A 17,972-nucleotide genomic window follows, 5' to 3' on the forward strand; every position below is an offset into this window, starting at 1 on the left:
ATCCGCGGTGAAGCTGTGGGACCGGGCGAGCCCGCGAAGGGGCCAGTTCAGGCAACCCAACTATGCTGGGATAAACCTCGATCCGTGGGCACCCACCCATGCTCTACCGCCTTGCCGCCGACACCTTGGTGCTGCTGCACCTGGCCTTCATTCTGCTGGTGCTGTTCGGCGGCCTGCTGGTGCTGCGCTGGCGCCCTGCCCTGTTGCTGCACTTGCCGGCCCTGGCCTGGGGCCTGGCGGTGGAGTGCCTGCATCTGGGCTGCCCGCTCACCACCTGGGAAAACCGCATGCGCAATGCCGCCGGTGACGCAGGTTACCGGGGCGGTTTCGTCGAGCACTACATCTGGCCACTGATCTACCCCGCCGGCCTCACCCCGCAGACCCAGCTGCTGCTGGGCACCCTCGTGCTGGCGCTGAACCTCGGCATCTACAGCTACGTGGCCTGGCGCTGGCGCCGTCCTAGCGGGTAGCGATCACGAACAACCGCGGGAAGGGCAACAGGACCTTGCCATCAGAGGCCGGCGGATAATCGCGCTGCATGGCCTGCAGGTACATCTGCAGGAAGTCAGCCTGCTCCTGCTCATCAAGCCTGGCCAGATAAGGCCGCAACGCCGAGCCCTTGAACCATTCCACTACCGCTTCGGCGCCGCCCATCAACGGGTGATGATAGGTGGTGCGCCAAACGTCCACCCGTGCGCACAGCGGGCTGAGCAAGTCGTAGTAGAACGCCGCGTTGTGCCGTGGCGGCAACTGCAAGTCGGCGAACTTCGCCGCCCAGGGGCCTTGGCTTGCGATCTCGCGCAACTGCCGGTGGGCCGGTTCGTCGAGGTTGTCCGGGGTCTGCACGGCCAGGCTGGCGCCCTCGCTGAGCTGGCGCACCAGGTGCGGATACAACAAGGCGTGGTCAGGCACCCATTGCAGCGAGGCATTGGCCAGGATCAGGTCCTGCGGCTCGGGGGCAGTCCAGCCGGCAATGTCGGCAATGACCGTGCGCACACGCGGGATGCACAGCCGCTTGCGCTCACGGGCCTTGTCGATCATGTCCGGGTCGCTGTCCAGTGCCGTCACCTGGGCATCGGGGTAACGTTGCAGCAGCACCTCGGTCGAGTTGCCGGGGCCGCACCCCAAGTCAGTGGCGTGGCGCACCGGCCGTGGCGGGATGGCGGCAATCAGGTCGCGTACGGCGCGCGTGCGTTCGTCTTCGAACAGGGAATACTGGGTGGCGGACCAGGCCATGTGCGGCTCCTTTGGGCGGGCAATGTGCCTAGCATATGCCATCTGTCGCCCGGCGGGACGGTTGCGAAGGGATAACACCGGAACTGATCACCTATGCTTGAAGTCAGTCCTTCCATGCGCACGCCCATGAAGACCTACATCGCCCTCGCCATCCTGGCCCTGATCGCCGCGGCCGCCCTGCTCGGTTCACCGTGGATGAACCAGCGTTTCCACATGCCCGCAGAAAAAGCCCAGGCCCAACAACGCGAAACGGCCGGGTCCCCAAGGGAGCCGGCCGTTTCCAGACGCGAGTGACGCTTAGTGCTGCTTGCTACCAGAGCGGATCTGGTGCACCACACCCATTGCCACCACGACCGCCGCAGCGATACCGGTGGAAATGACCAGGATCTGATAGTCAGGCATGAAGGCCATGGTGACCAGGGCAGCCACGATGAACGCGATCACCAGGTAGGTCAGCCACGGGAACAGCCACATCTTCAGGCGTACTTCCTTACCTTGGGCAATCAGCTTGCGGCGCATGCGCAGTTGCGAGAAGGCGATGACCAGGTACACCAGCAGGGCGATCATGCCGGTGGTGTTCATCAGGGTGTCCAGCACGTCTTTCGGGCGCAGGGTCTCGCTGAAGTTGATCAACGCACATACCACGGCCACGGCGCACGAACCCATGATCGCGTACACCGGTACACCGGTACCGGCGCGGGTGATCTTGAAGAACGACGGCGCGTCGCCACGCTGGGCCAGGGAGAACAGCATGCGCGATGCGGTGTAGTGGCCAGAGATCAGGCAGCTGCTCACCGAAGTCAGCACCACGAAGTTCATCAGCAGCTCGGCATACGGCACGCCCAGCAGTTCCAGGGTACGGCGGTAAGCGCCATAGCCAGAAACACCCAGGTGCGGGTCGTTCCACGGTACCAGGCAGACGATCAGGAAGATCGAACCGACGTAGAACAGGCACACACGCCAGACCACCGAGTTGGTTGCCTTGACGATCTGCGCGGCCGGGTCCTTGGCTTCGGAAGCGGCGATGGTGACGATTTCGGCGCCGAGGAAGGCGAACATCACCCCGAGCAAGGCACCGATCACCGTGGTGATGCCATTGGGCATGAAGCCTTCGGCAGTGAGGTGGCTGATGCCACGCACTTCACCGAACTGCCAGATGTTCATCACGGCAGCGGTACACACGATCAGGAAGCAGACGATCGCAATCACCTTGATCAAGGCGAACCAGAACTCGAACTCACCGTAGTGCTTGACGTTGAAGAAGTTGACGGTGATCAGCAACAGGGTCGTGGCCAGCACGAACACGTTGACGCTAACGTCGGGGAAGAAGCCATGTAGGATCTTGCCCGCCACATAGGCTTCCCAGGCCATGAGGATGACCCAATACCACCAGTACAGCCAGCCGATGGTAAAACCGGCCCAACGGCCAATGGCGCGGTCGGCGTAGGTTGAGAACGAGCCGGTGTCAGGCGAGGAAGTCGCCATTTCACCCAGCATGCGCATGATCAGCACCACCAGGATGCCGCCTGCCAGGTAGGCCAGGACAGCGGCTGGGCCGGCACTGTGGATCACGCTGCCGGATCCGACGAACAAGGCGCCGCCAATAACCCCGGCGATCGACATCATCGTCAGGTGGCGCGACTTCAGCGAGGCACTGAGCTTGCTCTCGTGCCCGCTTTTCGCGGTGGTGGTTGTGGATGTTGCGTCCATCAGTTGTGTACCCCGTGCTTCTTTTTATCCAAGGAAAACTGTGAAACCCCGATGGCTGGCGATTTCACCTGTACATCAGTGCTAATGCGGGCAGGATGGTGTGAACGAACACACGCAGGCCTTCCATGGCGGCCTGCTGACGCGCCCCAGGGCGACTGCCTGAGGCGAACTGAACATGCTTTATGTGGCGATATCCGACACCTAATGTAAAAATGTACGACGCAGAGAGCCATGCACAGTGGCATGAATCTCGCACTGCACTGTATAGGTCGCCCATGCAGTACACCCTGCAAACGCCAGGCGATACGCACCCTGAAGGCCCCGAATGTTCGAATTACATCCAGACTCCTCAACCCCGCTGGTCAACCAGATCATCGACGGGCTGCGCGATCTGATCGACAACCAAACCCTCAAGCCAGGCGCCAAGGTCCCGTCGATCCGCGCCTTTGCCGCAAGCTATTCGGTGAGTACCTTCACCGTGGTCGAAGCCTACGACCGCCTTGTCGCCCAAGGGCTGCTGGTGAGCCGTGGCAATGCGGGGTTCTTCGTCAACCGTGCGGCGGGCGACCTGTTGGAGCAGCACAACGCCGAGGCCGACACCAGTCGACCAATGTTCAACTCCGAGTGGTACCTGCAGCAGATCTTCGAAATCCGCCAGTTGCCTTACAAGCCGGGGTGCGGTTGGCTGCCCAACGACTGGATGTACGAAGACGGCCTGCGCCGCGGCCTGCGCCAAGTGGCCGGCAGCCCGCTGGAGTTGTCGGGGTACGGCGACCCCATGGGCCTGATGGAGCTGCGTGCGCTGACCGCCCAGAACCTGCAGCAAGAGCTGTCGATCGTCGCCAACCCGGCACAGCTGATGCTCACCCACGGCGCCAGCCAGGCCCTGGACCTGGCCGCACGCACACTGGTGCGCCCAGGCGATGTGGTGCTGGTGGACGACCCCGGCTACCCGAACCTCATGAGCATCCTGCGCACCCAAGGCGCAACCCTGGTAGGCGTGCCACGTACACCGGCCGGCTACGACCTGAACCAGCTGGAGCAATTGCTCACCCACCACCGCCCGACGGCGTTCTTCACCCAGCCGCACCTGCACAGCCCGACGTGCTCGCGCACCCCGCTACCGCAGTTGCACCGCCTGCTGCAGCTTGCAAGCCAGCATGGCTTCCGCCTGGTGGAGAACAACCTGTACGCCGACATGGTCGCCGAGCCGCAGCCATGCCTGGCCAGCCTCGACCATCTGCAGCAGGTGGTGTACGTGGGCAGCTATTCCAAGAGCATTTCGCCCAACGTGCGGGTCGGCTACATGCTGGCCAACCCCGAGTTGATGCAAAAACTGCTGCACCTGAAGATGCGCTCAGGCCTGACCACCTCGCAGGTGATGGAGCGCGTGGTGTATGCGGCGATCATCGACGGGCGCTGGCGCAAGCACCTCAAGCGCCTGCGCCAGCGCCTGGCCGAGGCGCATCAGGAAGTTGGCCGGCACCTGCACCGATTGGGCTTCGAACTGTTCACCGAGTCGGATGAAGGCATGTACATCTGGACCCGCCACCCGGCGATTCCCGATAGCGCCGCGTTGCTGGATGATGCGCTGGAGAAAGGCATCATGCTTGGGCCTGGGCAGTTGTTCATGGTCGACGCCAAGGCGACCGGGTGGATGCGCTTCAATGTGGCGTTCAGTACGGACCCGGCGATGTGGGAGTTGTTGGAGAAGGTGTTGGTGAAGCATGTGCGGCGGGGCGGGATGTAAGGCCGCTCCACATCAGTTTTGGGCCACACCTTCCTGTGAGGGCCCGCTGTCCGCCTAGTTTGTTCCCTTGATATCGAAGGTTCCCCGCTGCACCTCATCATTTCCAGCCATGCCCCCGGGGGAGGCTCGCGGGGCGCAATGGCAAGGTGAAATAACACCTGGCTTTTTTACCAATAGCGCATGACGCTTGATTCAGATGACCCCATAACTAACCGGACAACAAAGGAACGGGGGCCTCGCAAAGCATGCGAAGCACTGGTAGTCGAACGTGGGGGTTCAATCGCCGCGGGGGTGAGCAAGAAGATCCACTATCTGGTCATTGGCAGTATTGGCAACGAGCAGTGGCTGCACAGCAGTTACGGCACGAAGATCAAGAAAGCAGTGGAAATCAGGGAAGCGGGTGCGAACATTGCGATTGTGAGCGAGGCGCATTGGCAGCGTGCGGCGTTTGGTTGATGACCATGATGGCGTTCACCGCTTCTGAGCAGATCGATAGACCTCGCTACGCTCACGCTTGCCAACCGATACCACCCACTACAACGATACGCTCGTCTTCGACGCGATAGGCGAGGCCTTTGTGGGACATCGCCCAACCCCTTGGACTGCGCAGTCGCGCAGAAAACTCAGCGCGCAAGCGGTCCGCGTACCATGTGGGAGCGAGCCCTTGTGGGATTGGTAGTTGTGGCAAGACAGTGACACGCCTCAAGCCAAGAGCGCGTCCGGGAACTTGGATCCCATTCCTGGAAAAGGTATGCTGGGCAATAGCTAAACGCCACTACCCAGGCAGGCTTGGTGCCTGTCTTCAAGGACGAACCCTTTGCCCAGCCACCCGACCCGCCATACCATCGCCCGCCAGTGGCAACTGCTCAAGTTACTGCCCGGCCGCCACCCGGGTATGAGCTCCACCCAGTTGCAGGCAGCCCTAACAGCCGTGGGCCATACCACCAGCAAACGCACCGTCGAGCGCGACCTGGTCGAGCTCGCCGCACTGTTCCCGCTACAGTGCAACAGTAAAGGCATGCCTTATGGCTGGTACTGGCAACCGGGCTTGAGCCTGGGCGAAGCGCAGCAGCTGCAACCCGACACACTTGCGCCCCCGACACACGTTGTACTGTATGCCTGGGTCGATGACGCGCTGGCCCGCCGGTTGGAACAGTCACCACTATCCCTCGACATGCAACTGACGCCGCAGGCTAGCGGCGGTGCCGCGCTGGTGGCCACCGTCGTCGACAACCGTGCGCTGATGGGCTGGCTGCTGTCCCAGGCGGGTTCGATCCGCATCCAGGCCCCGCAGGCGCTGCGCGCGGCCATGATTGAACAATTGCGCCAGAGCCTGGCGCTGCATGATGGAGAGAGCTGTAAGCAATAACGCCAACGGCGTCAGTAGGTTCCGGGATACGCTACGGCATCGCCAAAACGCGACGCCGGAATGGCTCAGGTCGCTTTACCGCGGGTCACGACGTGCCAGGCAAGCATAGGCCAGGCCCAGTACGCTGGCCGCCAGTATGCCAAGCAGTATCATCAGCTCACGACTGTAACGGGCCACCATGGCCGGAAAACCGATGACCTCGCGGTACACCTGCACTTTGGCCTCACCATCGGCATGGCTGATACTGACCCCGCCATGGCGGATCTGTGAGTAGTCGGCATCGAAATACACCCACACCTTGCATGTGCCACCTGGCTCGATGGCCGGTATATCAACCTGGGCGGTGGGGGTTTCCAGCAGCGTGTCGTTGCCGGCAGCATTTCGCACCTGCACCAGGCCCTTGGCTGGCAGGCGGATTTTCACCTGCCGGACCTGCGCATCACCACTGTTGTGCAGTTCGACCAGCAGGCCGGTACGGTGGTCGACCAGCCCGGCCTCGAAAGGCTTGGCGAACAGCTGAGCATAAGGTGCCTGCGCCATTTCGATGAGCCGCTCGACCTGATCATGGCCCAGCTGGCCTTGAACGATACCGTTGATTTGCCCCTGCAACTGCTCGTACTTCAGCTGTTCGCTGGCTTTGCTGATCCGCTCGCTGAACTGGCCGGGGTAAGTGAGGTAGGCATAGGTGAGTGACGCTTCAAGACGCGGATTGCCCCTGAGCAACGCGTAGGCGGCCAACAGGACCATCAGGCCGATCAGCACGGCGACGAGAAGCTTTCCCACCTTGTCCCAGCTCAATGCATGCTTCCTTCTGTCGTGTTACAGACGATTAAAACCGCCCAAGGGTGCCAAGTTCGCGCCCCCCAGGCAAGCCTGGCTAGGCTTCGCCCTCGCCTTCGCGTGCCTGACGTATCTGCAGCAGCTGGCCGTCGATCAGTGACTTGGCCATCCCGGCCAGATAGTACGTGGCCTTCATCATCACCTGGCGGTCGCCAGGCCTGTCGATGGCCTTGCGAGTGATTTCGGTGATGCAGCCCATGATGCCCGAAGCTTCCATCAGTGCGGTGCGTATTGGCAGCTGCGGTTTCATTTGCACCAGTTCGGCATCGCTGTTGCCAAAGCGGCTCGCTGCACGCACGACAGTGGGTTTGCTGCTGTTTTTCGGCGTTTCGCTGTCCATGTCCATTCCTCAAGGTTAGGCGCGTGCAGAGGCTAGGCCGCTGTCTACCCCATTACAATGACAAAGGCCTGGAAACGGTCACTTTAGGAAATGGACTACAAGAACCCTGCAAAGGGAGCGCCGAGCCACCGCTCAGCCCCTTGACCCGCCCCCGGCAGTGGCGGACGATCAACCTCCCCCACACAAGGACGAACACCATGCTGCGGATACTGGGAAGAGCCTCTTCCATCAATGTGCGAAAAGTCATGTGGGCCTGTGCCGAATTCGAGATCGCATTCGAACGCGAAGACTGGGGCTCTGGCTTCAAGGCCACTGACAGCGCCGAGTTCCTCGGGTTGAACCCCAACGCCATGATCCCGGTGATCCAGGACGGCGACTTCACTTTGTGGGAATCCAACAGCATCATCCGCTACCTGGCCAACCGCTACGGCGCCACCGCGTTCTATCCCGGCGAGGCCCAGGCGCGGGCCAGGATCGATCAGTGGATCGACTGGCAGGCCTCGGACCTGAACCGCTCATGGAGCTACGCGTTCATGTCGCTGGTCAGGCACTCACCCGCTCACCAGGACCCGCAAGCACTGGCTGCCGGTTGTGCCGAGTGGTCACGCTACATGCGCATCCTCGACCGCCAACTGGCGAGCACCGGCGCCTATGTGGCCGGCAGCCAGTTCACCCTGGCCGACATCCCTATCGGCCTGTCGGTCAACCGCTGGTTCGAAACGCCGTTCGAGCACCCGCACCTGCCTGCTGTGCGCGATTATTACGAGCGACTCAGCGAGCGCCCTGCCTATCACTTGCATGGCCGAAACGGTACTCCGTAGTACCGCCAGGAAGTGTGTCGAGGGGCGCAAAGCGCCCCAAGGTTCCGGCCTGTTACAGCGCAACCTGCCGCGCAGCTACCCCCCCTCGCCCTCGCCAGGCAAACAGCAGCACCAACACCAGCCCCAGCGCCGCCATCGCAGCCCCCGCCAGAGAGATCGCCGGGTAGCCCAGCCCCGCGTTGATCACCGCGCCGCCCAGTGCCGCACCGATTGCATTGCCCAGATTGAACGCGCCGATGTTGACTGCCGAGGCCAGGTTGGCCGCCTCCATTACCCGCATTTGCAGCGGCGGCACCAGGGCAAAACTGGCCGCCCCCCAAACCAGGATCGCCAGGGCGGTCGGCAATGGCCAGTCCAGTACCAGCGGGAACACCAGCAGCACGGCAATCAGCCCAGCCAGTGACAGGATCAGGGTGCGATCGATGGAGCGGTCCGCCGCCTTGCCGCCCCACACGTTGCCCAAGGTCAGGCCGACACCGAACAGCACCAGCATCACCCTCGGCGGTCAGCCGCATTCTCGCCCGCACCGAACAGCGCCTGGGTACCCGCCTGCTACTGCGCACGACCCGAGCGCTCGCCCTCACCCCCGAGGGAGAGGCCTACCTGCGCGGCGCACGGCGAGTGCTGGCGGACATGCTCGAAGTGGAAGAAGCCATCACTGACCAAGGCGTGCCACGCGGGCGCTTGCGGGTCAGCGCTGCGCTGGGCCATGCCCGGTTGACCGTAGTGCCCCTGCTGGCGGCCTTCAGCGCACGCTACCCGCAAGTGCTGGTTGACCTGACCCTCAGCGACGAGGTGGCCGACATTCTCAGCGGCCAGGCCGACGTGGCGCTGCGCTTCGGTCACCTGCCGGACAGCTCGTTGAGCGCCCGCGCCATCGGCGAGACCGGCCAGGTAGTGGTGGCCTCGCCCGATTACCTGCAACGCCACGGTACCCCGCTTGCGCCTGAAGACCTTGCCAGGCACAACTGCCTGCGCTTCAACTTCCGCCGTGCGATGCCCGACTGGCCGTTTCACCGCGACGGGCATACGTTCTCACTGAAGGTTAAAGGGAATATCGAATGCAGCAGTGGCGAGGCGCTGGCGCAACTGGCCAGGCTGGGCGCCGGCGTGGCGCGTATCGGCACCTTTACCGTGGCCGATGACCTGGCCAACGGGCAGCTGGTGCCGTTGCTGGAGGCTTACAACCCTGGTGATCGGGAACCGATTCATGCGGTGTTCGTCGGCGGCCCGGCGATGCCGGCGCGGGTACGGGTGTTTGTGGACTTTCTGGTGGAGCAGCTATCTGGCGGCCTGTAGAGCCGGCCTCATGTCGCGACAAGGCCGCCCACACGCCCCCTGGTCAGTCTCATCACGCTTGCATGCCGGCCAGGATAAAGCCCATGAACCGCCGCACATCCGCCCGGTGTGCCGCCATGTCCAGCGGCTCGCGGCTGCAAAGGCGCAGCAACTGAAGGTGCCCGTAATCGTTGATCAGGAACGCCGCATACCCCACGTCCAGCCCAGCCGACAGCCTGCCGCTGTCGCACAAGTCCTGTAGCAGGCACTTCAACTCGTTGACCAGCGCGTCATTGACCCGCCTGTAGGCATCCGGCACGCCCTGCTGCTCAGCCCCCAGCAACGGCAGCAACGGCGGCAATATCTCGCGCCAGAGCGGTGCAGGCAGCACCTCGAATGCGTAATCGGTCAAGTGCGCTTCGTAGCAACACAGAGCCTCCAGCGCATCGTCGAATTCCGGCAGGCGCCGCCGGGCTTCGGTCACCGCCCGGTGGTCGGCCTCGCGGAGCTTCTCCAGCAAAATCTCCTGCTTGCTGCCGAAGTAGGCAAACACCGTGGGCACCGACACTGCGGCCAGGCGCGCGATCTGTTCCATGGTGGTGGTCTGGTAACCCTGCGTTTCAAACAGGCCTAGCGCCGTTCGGCTGATGGTTTCACGACGCATCGCCTTCTGCTGCTCGCGCAATCCGCTCACATTCACACCTTTTTTCGATCCGTACACGTCGGCGCCCAGCATAACGCAAAGCTGTGTCGTAAAAATATTTTATTGACTAAAGGTTTTAATCAACTCAAAACTAATGTTCTATTCTGACCCCGGGAGTTGCCATGTCCACCGCCGCAGACCTCATCATCCACAATGCCCGCATTTACACGGTCGACCCGCACAGGCCCTGGGCCGAGGCGGTGGCCATTTGCGGCGAACGCATCGTTTGCGTGGGCGACCGCGGCAGCGTCATGGCATACGCCGGCCCTGCCACACGACTGCTGGATGCCGGCGGCAAACTGGTGCTGCCGGGCTTCGTCGAGTCTCACTGGCACTTTTCCTCTACCGCCTTTGCCTTTCAGGCGCTGGTCAACCATACAGACCCACAACAGGTGCTGGCCCTGCTCAAGGCCTACGTCGAGGCCAACCCCTCTGAAAAAGCCATTACCGGCATGGGCTGGATCCAGCCGTTGATGCCTGGGCACATGTTGCGCCGCGAAGTACTGGATGCCATCTGTCCGGACAAGCCAGTGTGCCTGCTGTCCACCGACTATCACACCATGTGGGTCAACAGCTTCGCCCTGAACGCTGCCGGCATCGACCGCAACACCCCGGCGGTAGAAGAAGGCGCCAGCTGGTTCGAAAAGGACCCGATCACCGGCGAGCCCACGGGCCTGATCATTGACTGCGCCGCCTATTCGCTACTGATGCAACGCCTGAGCGAAGCCGGCTACCTGCCGACAGGCATCGACCTGTACCTGCGCTCGATCCCCTTCTGGCAGGAGAAACTGGTGGCGGCCGGAATTACCACAGTATTCGATGCCGGTTTCCTCGACCCCGCCGGCGACCAGTCGCTGCTGTATGAAACCTTGCAGCAACTGGAGCGTGAGGAGCGCCTTAAACTGCGGGTAGTCGGCAGCTACATCAACATGGGCACCGAGGACGACCCGGTCACTCGGCTGCAGGCCCTGCGCGAACGCTACGACTCGCCGCTGGTCAAGGCGCAGACCCTCAAGCTGATGCTGGACGGGACCGAGCTGAACCACACCGCATTCCTGCTCGAGCCCTATTGCGACAAGCCACACAGCTGCGGTTCGACGACCATGCCCGAGGAAGTGTTCGAGGGCCATGTACGCAAGGCCGACGCCCTCGGTATCGACGTGATGGTGCATGCAGTGGGCGATGCCGCCGTGCGCATGGCGCTGGACGTGTTTGAGCGCACGTTCTCCAGCAACCCGCCCCGCGACCGTCGCCACGTCATCACTCACGCCTTCCTCACCCACCCCGACGACATCCCGCGCTTTCGCCGTATCGGCGTCATGGCCAACACCCAGTTGCAGTGGGGCGTGGTCGACGCCTACGCCGAGGCCATCCAGCAGGCCTATGGCTACCCGCGCTGGGCGTCGATGTACAAATTCCGCAGCTTCATCGACCAAGGTGTGACCGTGTCCATCGGCATGGACGGCCTGGTGTGCCAATGCCGATGCCAGCACAAGCCGGTGGAACACATCGAATCGGGCCACACCCGCCAGCTCAGTGGCGAACCCGATGCCCCTGTGATGCCCGATGCCGACGAGCGCCTGAGCATCCCGCAACTGATCGCCGCCTATACCCTCAACGGTGCCTACCAACTGGGCCTGGAACGGGAAATCGGTTCGATCACCGTTGGCAAGCGTGCCGACATCATCGTGCTGGAGCAGGACCTGTTCGAACTGGACCGCTACCAGATCGGCAATACCGAAGTAGCGCTGACCGTGATGAACGGCCGCATCACCCACGACGCAGGTACCCTGCCCCGCGCCTGACCCCGGACCCGACCATGCACAACAATAACAACACCTTGCTTCTGCGTGCCGCGTTGATCTACATCGCCGCCACGGCGCTGATCATCATTGGCGTACAACCCATCTTCATCGGCCTGCTGGCCGAGCGGTTGCATCTGGACCTGAGCCAACAGGGCTGGGTACTTTCCAGTGAAATGAGCGGAACCCTGCTCGGTTGCCTGCTGCTGTCGATACCCAGGCGTCACCCGAGTGGCCGTGGGCTGTACCTGGCGGCAGCCTTTGCAGCGCTGATGTTGAACGTCCTCAGCGCTACGCTGGACACTTTGTCGACGTTGATTCTGTGCCGTTTTGCCTGTGGTATCGCTGCAGGTCTGCTGTATGCCGGGTCGATCAGCGGGCTTGGCCGGCTGCCGGGCCAGGATCGCTCGTACGGCCTGTCGCTGCTGATTCAAACCGCTGTCTTTGCCCTGTACGCGACGTGCCTGCCACAACTGGCAGAGCAGTTCGGTCACCGCACGGCGATTGCATCACTGGGTTTCTGGTTCGTGCTGATCGCTATGGCTGCGTTGTTCATTCCGGTACGGCTGCAGCATGCAACACCCGTGCGCCTGGCGCAGCCAGGCGGTGGCTCGGCGATTATCGGGCACTACGCCCTGCTGGGGATGCTGTGCCTGCAGCTGGCCATCTATTCGTTGTGGGGGTTTGTCGAACAGTTGGCGCGCGAACGCGGCATAGACGCGGTGGATGTGGGCTGGGCGTTCGGGCTGGGAATACTGGGTGGCTTGCCTGGCGGTGCCCTGCCCAGCCTGCTGGGCGCACGGGTGAGCCGTGGCCCTATGATCGGCCTGGGCTCGCTGGTAGTGCTGGTGTCAATCACCCTGCTGGCGCGCTATACGCATGATGCCGATCAGCTGTGCATGGCACTGTTTCTGATGAACTTCGGCTGGGTGCTGGCGCTAACCTACTACATGGGGGCAATTGCCACCAATGACCCACGCGGCACGTTGACGCCCTGGGTCAGTGCGCTGCAACTGGGGGCCGCGGCGGCAGCGCCGGCGTTAGTGGCCTTGCAGCAACAGAGTGCCGGGCGGGAAATGATCTTTGCCAGTGCAGGGACGGCGGTGGTGTTGGGGTGTGCGCTGAAGTGCGTGGCCGGCGTGGTTCATCGGCGGGCAGTTCGTGAAGCTGGTTGATGGGGCGCATGAGCCGGTGATGGTGTGCAACGACTGCAGCCTGATCTGACACCGATACCGCCAGTTAGGTTATCTTCGACGCTTCACTGTACCGCCCGGGCCAGACCACCATGCGCATTGTCATTCCCGACGACTACCAGGATGTAATCCGTACCCTCGATTGCTTCGGCAAGCTGAGCGGGCATGCTGTCAGCGTCCTTCATGAGCACCCGCCTGCCACGCTGGAACAACTTGCAGCACGCTTTGCCGATGCCGACGCCCTGGTACTCACCCGCGAACGCACACGCATCGACGCCGCCTTGCTCGACCGCCTGCCCAACCTCAAGCTGATCAGCCAGACCGGCAAGGTGTCCAGCCACCTCGACCTGGCTGCCTGCACCGCGCGCGGCATTGCCGTGACCGAGGGGCGGGGATCGCCGGTAGCGCCTGCCGAACTGGCCTGGGCGCTGATCCTCAATGCCCGCCGACAACTGGTGCCGGCCATTGATGCCTTCCGCCAAGGCCAATGGCAGGTCAACCTGGGCCAGGCGCTGGCCGGGCAGACGCTGGGCATCTGGGGCTATGGCAAGATCGGCCAGCGCCTGGCGCGTTATGCGCAGGCCTTCGACATGCCCGTGCTGGTGTGGGGCAGCGACAGCAGCCGCGCCGCAGCCAAAGCCGATGGCCACTCTGCTGCCGCCTCGCGCGAGGCGTTTTTTGCCGAGGCGGATATTGTCAGCCTGAACCTGCGCCTTTCGGATCAGACACGCCATGGGGTGACCTTCGACGACCTGTCCCACATGAAGCCCGACGCCTTGCTGGTGAACGTCAGTCGCGCAGAACTGATTGCACCAGGCGCATTACTGCAGGCATTGGATGCCGGGCGGCCGGGCTATGCGGCGGTGGATGTTTATGAGGAAGAGCCGTTACTCGACCCGGCCCATCCACTGCTGCGCCACCCACGTGTACTCAGCACGCCCCACTTGGGGTATGTGGAGAAGAACGGCTACGAACTGTACTTCGGTGACGCCTTCGACAACGTGCTGGCGTTTTTCGAAGGGGTGCCGAAGAACGTCGCCAACCCGCAAGCTTTGGCACTTCAGCGCTTGAACCCGGCGCAGCCTTGAAGTTGTCCTAATCAAGCAGGTGCAGCCCCAGCGTGAAGACCGCCACGGCCAAGGCGAGCAATGACACGGCATGACGTTCCAGATACGCTGACCAACCGGGCGCTGACTGCGACGCGCATCCACATTGGTGCTGGGCCAGGCCGGTCAACCGCGTCTCCACACTGTCCATGCGGTCTGCCTGGGCGCTGGTTGCCAGTACGAGCTTCTTCAGCGCCGTGGTCACCGTGATGGACAGCTCCTCCCGAGCCTGGTTGCTGGCGGCCAGTTGCTGCTGGTACTGCTCAAGGCTCTTGCGGATCGCCCCTTCTTTCTGCACGCGGGCCAGGGTACTTGCCACCAGCTTTTTGTTCAGCGCCTCGATACTGGCCTGCAGTGCTTCGTGTTCGGTGGCCCGCAGGGTCGAAGCGTCCGCCTCAAGGTGGGGCTCGTGCATCCTGTTCCCATTCGCCTCGGCAAGTGGAGTCAGGGTGCCGTGTTCATGTAGCTGGTTCATCAATCACTATCCGGATACTGCGGTAAGGGGCGAGAAGCTATCAAAATGACATCATCGAATCCACTGATGAGTCGTGCAATTGACGGCTTTCGTCAGAACGTGCGCGTACACTTGCCTTCAAGCCACTCGCAGGAGCCGCTTCATGCCCTACCCCATTGAAGAAAAACTGGTCATCGGCGTTGCCTCGAGTGCGCTGTTCGACCTCTCCGTTTCCGATGACATCTACCAGACACAAGGTGTCGAGGCCTACCGCCAACATCAGGAACAGAACCTGGACGAGCCGTTTCCCAGGGGGGTGGCGCTGCCGTTCATTCGCCGCTTCCTGAGCATCAACAAGGCATTCCCCGACCAGTTGCCGGTGGAAGTGGTGCTGCTCTCGCGCAACTCGCCGGAAACCGGCCTGCGGGTGTTCCGCTCCATCAGCCACTATCAGCTGGACATCACCCGTGCGGCATTCATGTCAGGTCGCTCGCCCTACGAGTACATCCCCGCGTTCAATGCTTCGCTGTTCCTCAGTGCCAACGAGGAAGATGTGCAAAAGGCCATCGACGCCAACTACCCTGCCGGGCGTGTGCTGCCTACGCGCATCTACGATGATGAAATCGACACCGAGCTGCGGGTGGCCTTCGACTTCGATGGCGTGATTGCCGACGACGAGGCAGAGAGTGTGTACAAGCGCAACGACAACCTGGACGACTTTCAGGAACACGAGCGCGTGCACAAGGGCACCCCGCATTCGCCGGGGCCTTTGGCAGACCTTTACCGCAAGCTCTCGCGGATACGCATGCTGGAGGACCGCAAGCTGTCCGAAGACCCGACGTACCAGCGGATCCTGCGCATTGCCATCGTCACGGCGCGCAACGCACCTTCGCATGAGCGAGTAGTGACGACCTTGAAGGATTGGGGCGTATCGCCGGATGAGTGCTTTTTTCTAGGCGGTATGGATAAACCCAGAGTGTTGTCGATATTGAAGCCACATGTGTTTTTCGACGACCAGCGCACGCACTTGCAATCGCCAGCGGGGAACCTGCCGATGGTGCATGTACCGTTCGGGGTGGCGAACAGGGTGCGCTCGCCTCAGGCACCAGACCCGCAGCAGGAACAACTGTCAATTTGCGAATTGTCACGCGAGCCATAAACCGCCAGAGCGACACCCTTGACCCACGCCCGCTCGCCGCCGCATGCTCGAGCGCTTCCACCCACGCTCAAGGAACGATTGCATGAAGCTGGAAACGCTTGCCATCCATGCGGGCTTCAGCCCCGACCCGACCACCAAGGCGGTGGCCGTACCGATCTACCAGACCACCTCCTTCGCCTTCGATGACACCCAGCACGGCGCCGATCTGTTTGACCTGAAGGTTGCCGGCAACATCTACTCGCGCATCATGAACCCCACCAACGACGTGCTCGAGCAGCGCATGGCCGCCCTGGAAGGCGGGGTTGGCGCGCTGGCCGTAGCCTCGGGCATGGCGGCTATCACCTACGCCATCCAGACCGTCGCCGAAGCCGGCGACAATATCGTCTCGGTGGCCAAGCTGTACGGTGGCACCTACAACCTGCTGGCGCACACCCTGCCGCGTATGGGTATCCACACCCGCTTCGCGGCCCATGACGATATCGCCGCCCTCGAAGCGCTGATCGACGCGCGTACCAAAGCGGTATTCTGCGAGTCCATCGGCAACCCCGCCGGCAATATCGTCGATATCGCCGCGCTGGCCGAAGCCGCCCACCGCCACGGTGTGCCGCTGATCGTCGACAACACCGTGGCCACCCCGGTGCTGTGCCGGCCGTTCGAGCACGGCGCCGACATCGTCGTGCACTCGCTGACCAAGTACATCGGCGGCCACGGCACCAGCATCGGCGGCATCGTCATCGACTCCGGCAAATTCCCCTGGGCCGAGAACAAGGAACGCTTCGCCCTGCTCAACACCCCCGACCCGTCTTACCACGGCGTCACCTACACCGAAGCCTTCGGCCCTGCCGCCTTCATCGGCCGCTGCCGTGTGGTGCCCTTGCGCAACATGGGCGCCGCGCTGTCGCCGTTCAATGCTTTCCTGATCCTGCAAGGCCTGGAAACCCTGGCCCTGCGCATGGAGCGCCATACCGAGAACGCGCTAAAGGTCGCCCATTACCTGCAAGCCCACGAGCAGGTGGCCTGGGTGAAGTTCGCCGGGCTGCCCGACCACCCCGAACATGAACTGGCCCAGCGCTACACCGGCGGCAAGCCGGCGTCGATCCTGTCGTTCGGTATCAAGGGTGGCCAAGCGGCTGGCGCGCGCTTCATCGACGCGTTGCAGTTGGTGGTACGCCTGGTGAACATCGGCGACGCCAAGTCACTGGCCTGCCATCCCGCTTCCACTACTCATCGTCAGCTCAACGACGAGGAACTGGAGAAGGCCGGCGTGCCACGGGACATGGTGCGCCTGTCGATCGGCATCGAACACAGTGACGACATCATCGCCGACCTGGCCCAGGCCTTGGAGGCCAGCCGCGGCTGATTCATCCGCGCCCTACCCAATGTCGAAGGCGGGCGCACCTTCATCAAGCCTGGATGCACCCGCAATGACCCTGTTTTACCTGAAACTCACCATCACCCCCCTGCTGATGTGGGCCATCTCCCTCGCCTCCCGGCGCTGGGGAGGCCTGCTAGGCGGTTTGCTGTCGGGCCTGCCGATCACCTCGGCGCTGGTGATGACCTTCCTGTGCCTGGAACAGGGCACGGCCTTCGCCCTGGGCGCGTTGCCCGGCGCACTGGGCGGCCTGGCGGCAGTGCAGGCCACCTACACCGTCTACCTGCTGGCCACGCGCACACTCGGCATCGCCGTGGCCGTACTGCTGGCGTTGCTGTTCTATGGCCTGGCGGCCTATGCCTTTACCCACTGGGGCAGCCTGTACCTGTCGATTGCAGTGGCGTTGGCGCTGATCGGCGTGCTGATCCGCGCCAGCAGCCGCGAGCCCAAACCTGATACCTTGGCCCGCCCCCGGCACCGGCACTGGGAAATCCCGTTGCGCATGGTATCTGCCACTTCCCTGCTGATGATCACCACCAGCCTGGCCAGTTGGCTGGGCCCGGCGACCAGTGGGATGCTGGCGCCCATTCCGGTGATTGCGTGGCCACTGGTGGTGTTCGCCCATGTGCAGGGCGGGCGAGCCGGGATGGCGGCGATGGTGCGGGGCAATGCGATCGGCGCGGTGGGAGTGATTGCGTTCTATCTGGTCTTGGCGGGGCTGCTGGAAACGTGGGGCGTTGGTGTGACCATCGGGCTGGCCATGCTGTGCGCTGTGGTGCTGACCATTGGGCTGGCCGCTGTGTTGCGGCGACGTTGATAGGCCGTTGGGGCTGCTTCGC

At 62.9% G+C, this 17,972-nt stretch carries 17 protein-coding genes and 3 pseudogenes; 13 read left to right on the top strand and 7 right to left on the bottom strand.

Features of this window, described 5'->3' with window-relative positions:
* Positions 1 to 98: 98 nt before the first annotated feature.
* The gene (locus tag AC3B5Q_RS15795; protein ID WP_021783152.1) at positions 99 to 470 is read left to right on the top strand and encodes a DUF2784 domain-containing protein; all 372 of its coding nucleotides are present in this window, start codon (positions 99 to 101) and stop codon (positions 468 to 470) included.
* Here the strand turns inward: AC3B5Q_RS15795 and tam are convergent.
* Positions 460 to 1,236, bottom strand: a complete 777-nt coding sequence (tam, locus tag AC3B5Q_RS15800; RefSeq protein ID WP_021783153.1) for a trans-aconitate 2-methyltransferase — start codon at positions 1,234 to 1,236, stop codon at positions 460 to 462. The genes AC3B5Q_RS15795 and tam overlap by 11 nt on opposite strands.
* A 114-nt stretch (positions 1,237 to 1,350) precedes the next feature.
* On the opposite strand from tam, the gene AC3B5Q_RS15805 reads away from it, so the two are divergent.
* Positions 1,351 to 1,530, top strand: coding sequence for a hypothetical protein (locus AC3B5Q_RS15805; RefSeq protein ID WP_028698076.1), 180 nt, complete (start codon positions 1,351 to 1,353; stop codon positions 1,528 to 1,530).
* Positions 1,531 to 1,533: 3 nt separating this feature from the next.
* On the opposite strand, the gene AC3B5Q_RS15810 is transcribed toward AC3B5Q_RS15805, so the two are convergent.
* Positions 1,534 to 2,946 (bottom strand): amino acid permease, encoded by a 1,413-nt coding sequence (locus tag AC3B5Q_RS15810; protein ID WP_021783155.1) that lies wholly within the window; start codon positions 2,944 to 2,946, stop codon positions 1,534 to 1,536.
* Between the two features lie 325 nt (positions 2,947 to 3,271).
* On the opposite strand from AC3B5Q_RS15810, the gene AC3B5Q_RS15815 reads away from it, so the two are divergent.
* From AC3B5Q_RS15815 to AC3B5Q_RS15825, 3 genes and pseudogenes are all read left to right on the top strand, one after another.
* Positions 3,272 to 4,696, top strand: coding sequence for an aminotransferase-like domain-containing protein (locus AC3B5Q_RS15815; RefSeq protein ID WP_103444595.1), 1,425 nt, complete (start codon positions 3,272 to 3,274; stop codon positions 4,694 to 4,696).
* A 231-nt stretch (positions 4,697 to 4,927) separates the two neighbouring features.
* Positions 4,928 to 5,152, top strand: a pseudogene (locus AC3B5Q_RS15820) (BRCT domain-containing protein); the annotation flags it as partial.
* Positions 5,153 to 5,513: 361 nt separating this feature from the next.
* Positions 5,514 to 6,065: a WYL domain-containing transcriptional regulator gene (locus AC3B5Q_RS15825; RefSeq protein WP_021783158.1), complete on the top strand. Its 552-nt coding sequence runs from the start codon at positions 5,514 to 5,516 to the stop codon at positions 6,063 to 6,065.
* Positions 6,066 to 6,140: 75 nt separating this feature from the next.
* Here AC3B5Q_RS15825 and AC3B5Q_RS15830 read toward each other — a convergent pair whose 3' ends face one another.
* Positions 6,141 to 6,863 carry a hypothetical protein gene (locus AC3B5Q_RS15830; protein WP_021783159.1) on the bottom strand — a complete coding sequence of 241 codons (723 nt, stop codon included), beginning with the start codon at positions 6,861 to 6,863 and terminating at the stop codon, positions 6,141 to 6,143.
* Positions 6,864 to 6,942: 79 nt separating this feature from the next.
* Entirely contained in the window at positions 6,943 to 7,245 is a 303-nt protein-coding gene (locus AC3B5Q_RS15835; RefSeq protein ID WP_021783160.1) for a DUF3077 domain-containing protein, read from the bottom strand.
* Between the two features lie 197 nt (positions 7,246 to 7,442).
* Between AC3B5Q_RS15835 and AC3B5Q_RS15840 the strand changes: the two genes are divergently transcribed.
* Positions 7,443 to 8,066, top strand: a complete 624-nt coding sequence (locus AC3B5Q_RS15840; RefSeq protein ID WP_028698077.1) for a glutathione S-transferase family protein — start codon at positions 7,443 to 7,445, stop codon at positions 8,064 to 8,066.
* Positions 8,067 to 8,118: 52 nt separating this feature from the next.
* On the opposite strand, the pseudogene AC3B5Q_RS15845 reads toward AC3B5Q_RS15840, so the two are convergent.
* Positions 8,119 to 8,559, bottom strand: a pseudogene (locus tag AC3B5Q_RS15845) (MFS transporter); the annotation flags it as partial.
* On the opposite strand from AC3B5Q_RS15845, the pseudogene AC3B5Q_RS15850 reads away from it, so the two are divergent.
* Positions 8,559 to 9,365 (top strand): annotated as a pseudogene (locus AC3B5Q_RS15850) (LysR substrate-binding domain-containing protein); the annotation flags it as partial. The pseudogenes AC3B5Q_RS15845 and AC3B5Q_RS15850 overlap by 1 nt on opposite strands.
* Positions 9,366 to 9,417: 52 nt before the next feature.
* On the opposite strand, the gene AC3B5Q_RS15855 reads toward AC3B5Q_RS15850, so the two are convergent.
* Positions 9,418 to 10,038: a TetR/AcrR family transcriptional regulator gene (locus AC3B5Q_RS15855; RefSeq protein WP_103444849.1), complete on the bottom strand. Its 621-nt coding sequence runs from the start codon at positions 10,036 to 10,038 to the stop codon at positions 9,418 to 9,420.
* Positions 10,039 to 10,169: 131 nt separating this feature from the next.
* Between AC3B5Q_RS15855 and AC3B5Q_RS15860 the strand changes: the two genes are divergently transcribed.
* From AC3B5Q_RS15860 to AC3B5Q_RS15870, 3 genes are all read left to right on the top strand, one after another.
* A complete protein-coding gene (locus AC3B5Q_RS15860) occupies positions 10,170 to 11,852 on the top strand; it encodes an amidohydrolase (RefSeq protein ID WP_021783164.1) in 1,683 nt (560 codons plus the stop codon).
* A 14-nt stretch (positions 11,853 to 11,866) separates the two neighbouring features.
* A complete protein-coding gene (locus tag AC3B5Q_RS15865; RefSeq protein ID WP_103462612.1) occupies positions 11,867 to 13,024 on the top strand; it encodes an MFS transporter in 1,158 nt (385 codons plus the stop codon).
* 110 nt (positions 13,025 to 13,134) lie between these two features.
* On the top strand, positions 13,135 to 14,130 hold the full coding sequence (locus AC3B5Q_RS15870; RefSeq protein ID WP_021783166.1) for a D-2-hydroxyacid dehydrogenase family protein: 996 nt from the start codon (positions 13,135 to 13,137) through the stop codon (positions 14,128 to 14,130).
* Between the two features lie 7 nt (positions 14,131 to 14,137).
* Here AC3B5Q_RS15870 and AC3B5Q_RS15875 read toward each other — a convergent pair whose 3' ends face one another.
* Positions 14,138 to 14,623, bottom strand: a complete 486-nt coding sequence (locus AC3B5Q_RS15875; RefSeq protein ID WP_021783167.1) for a hypothetical protein — start codon at positions 14,621 to 14,623, stop codon at positions 14,138 to 14,140.
* Positions 14,624 to 14,765: 142 nt separating this feature from the next.
* Here AC3B5Q_RS15875 and AC3B5Q_RS15880 point away from each other — a divergent pair, with 142 nt between their 5' ends.
* From AC3B5Q_RS15880 to AC3B5Q_RS15890, 3 genes are all read left to right on the top strand, one after another.
* On the top strand, positions 14,766 to 15,761 hold the full coding sequence (locus tag AC3B5Q_RS15880; RefSeq protein WP_021783168.1) for a 5'-nucleotidase: 996 nt from the start codon (positions 14,766 to 14,768) through the stop codon (positions 15,759 to 15,761).
* An 82-nt stretch (positions 15,762 to 15,843) separates the two neighbouring features.
* The gene (locus tag AC3B5Q_RS15885) at positions 15,844 to 17,121 is read left to right on the top strand and encodes a bifunctional O-acetylhomoserine aminocarboxypropyltransferase/cysteine synthase (protein ID WP_103444598.1); all 1,278 of its coding nucleotides are present in this window, start codon (positions 15,844 to 15,846) and stop codon (positions 17,119 to 17,121) included.
* Between the two features lie 64 nt (positions 17,122 to 17,185).
* Complete coding sequence (locus tag AC3B5Q_RS15890; protein ID WP_021783170.1) at positions 17,186 to 17,950, top strand: hypothetical protein; 765 nt, start codon at positions 17,186 to 17,188, stop codon at positions 17,948 to 17,950.
* Positions 17,951 to 17,972 lie beyond the last annotated feature (22 nt).

It is taken from the genome of Pseudomonas sp. D5(2026) (genome assembly GCF_057766845.1).

Excerpts from the sequence above, each read along its gene's own strand:
- AC3B5Q_RS15795 (WP_021783152.1), top strand. The coding sequence starts at position 99 with ATGCTCTACCGCCTTGCCGCCGACACCTTGGTGCTGCTGCACCTGGCC.
- tam (WP_021783153.1), bottom strand. The coding sequence starts at position 1,236 with ATGGCCTGGTCCGCCACCCAGTATTCCCTGTTCGAAGACGAACGCACG.
- AC3B5Q_RS15805 (WP_028698076.1), top strand. The coding sequence starts at position 1,351 with ATGCGCACGCCCATGAAGACCTACATCGCCCTCGCCATCCTGGCCCTG.
- AC3B5Q_RS15810 (WP_021783155.1), bottom strand. The coding sequence starts at position 2,946 with ATGGACGCAACATCCACAACCACCACCGCGAAAAGCGGGCACGAGAGC.
- AC3B5Q_RS15815 (WP_103444595.1), top strand. The coding sequence starts at position 3,272 with ATGTTCGAATTACATCCAGACTCCTCAACCCCGCTGGTCAACCAGATC.
- AC3B5Q_RS15835 (WP_021783160.1), bottom strand. The coding sequence starts at position 7,245 with ATGGACAGCGAAACGCCGAAAAACAGCAGCAAACCCACTGTCGTGCGT.
- AC3B5Q_RS15840 (WP_028698077.1), top strand. The coding sequence starts at position 7,443 with ATGCTGCGGATACTGGGAAGAGCCTCTTCCATCAATGTGCGAAAAGTC.
- AC3B5Q_RS15860 (WP_021783164.1), top strand. The coding sequence starts at position 10,170 with ATGTCCACCGCCGCAGACCTCATCATCCACAATGCCCGCATTTACACG.
- AC3B5Q_RS15865 (WP_103462612.1), top strand. The coding sequence starts at position 11,867 with ATGCACAACAATAACAACACCTTGCTTCTGCGTGCCGCGTTGATCTAC.
- AC3B5Q_RS15870 (WP_021783166.1), top strand. The coding sequence starts at position 13,135 with ATGCGCATTGTCATTCCCGACGACTACCAGGATGTAATCCGTACCCTC.
- AC3B5Q_RS15875 (WP_021783167.1), bottom strand. The coding sequence starts at position 14,623 with ATGAACCAGCTACATGAACACGGCACCCTGACTCCACTTGCCGAGGCG.
- AC3B5Q_RS15880 (WP_021783168.1), top strand. The coding sequence starts at position 14,766 with ATGCCCTACCCCATTGAAGAAAAACTGGTCATCGGCGTTGCCTCGAGT.
- AC3B5Q_RS15885 (WP_103444598.1), top strand. The coding sequence starts at position 15,844 with ATGAAGCTGGAAACGCTTGCCATCCATGCGGGCTTCAGCCCCGACCCG.
- AC3B5Q_RS15890 (WP_021783170.1), top strand. The coding sequence starts at position 17,186 with ATGACCCTGTTTTACCTGAAACTCACCATCACCCCCCTGCTGATGTGG.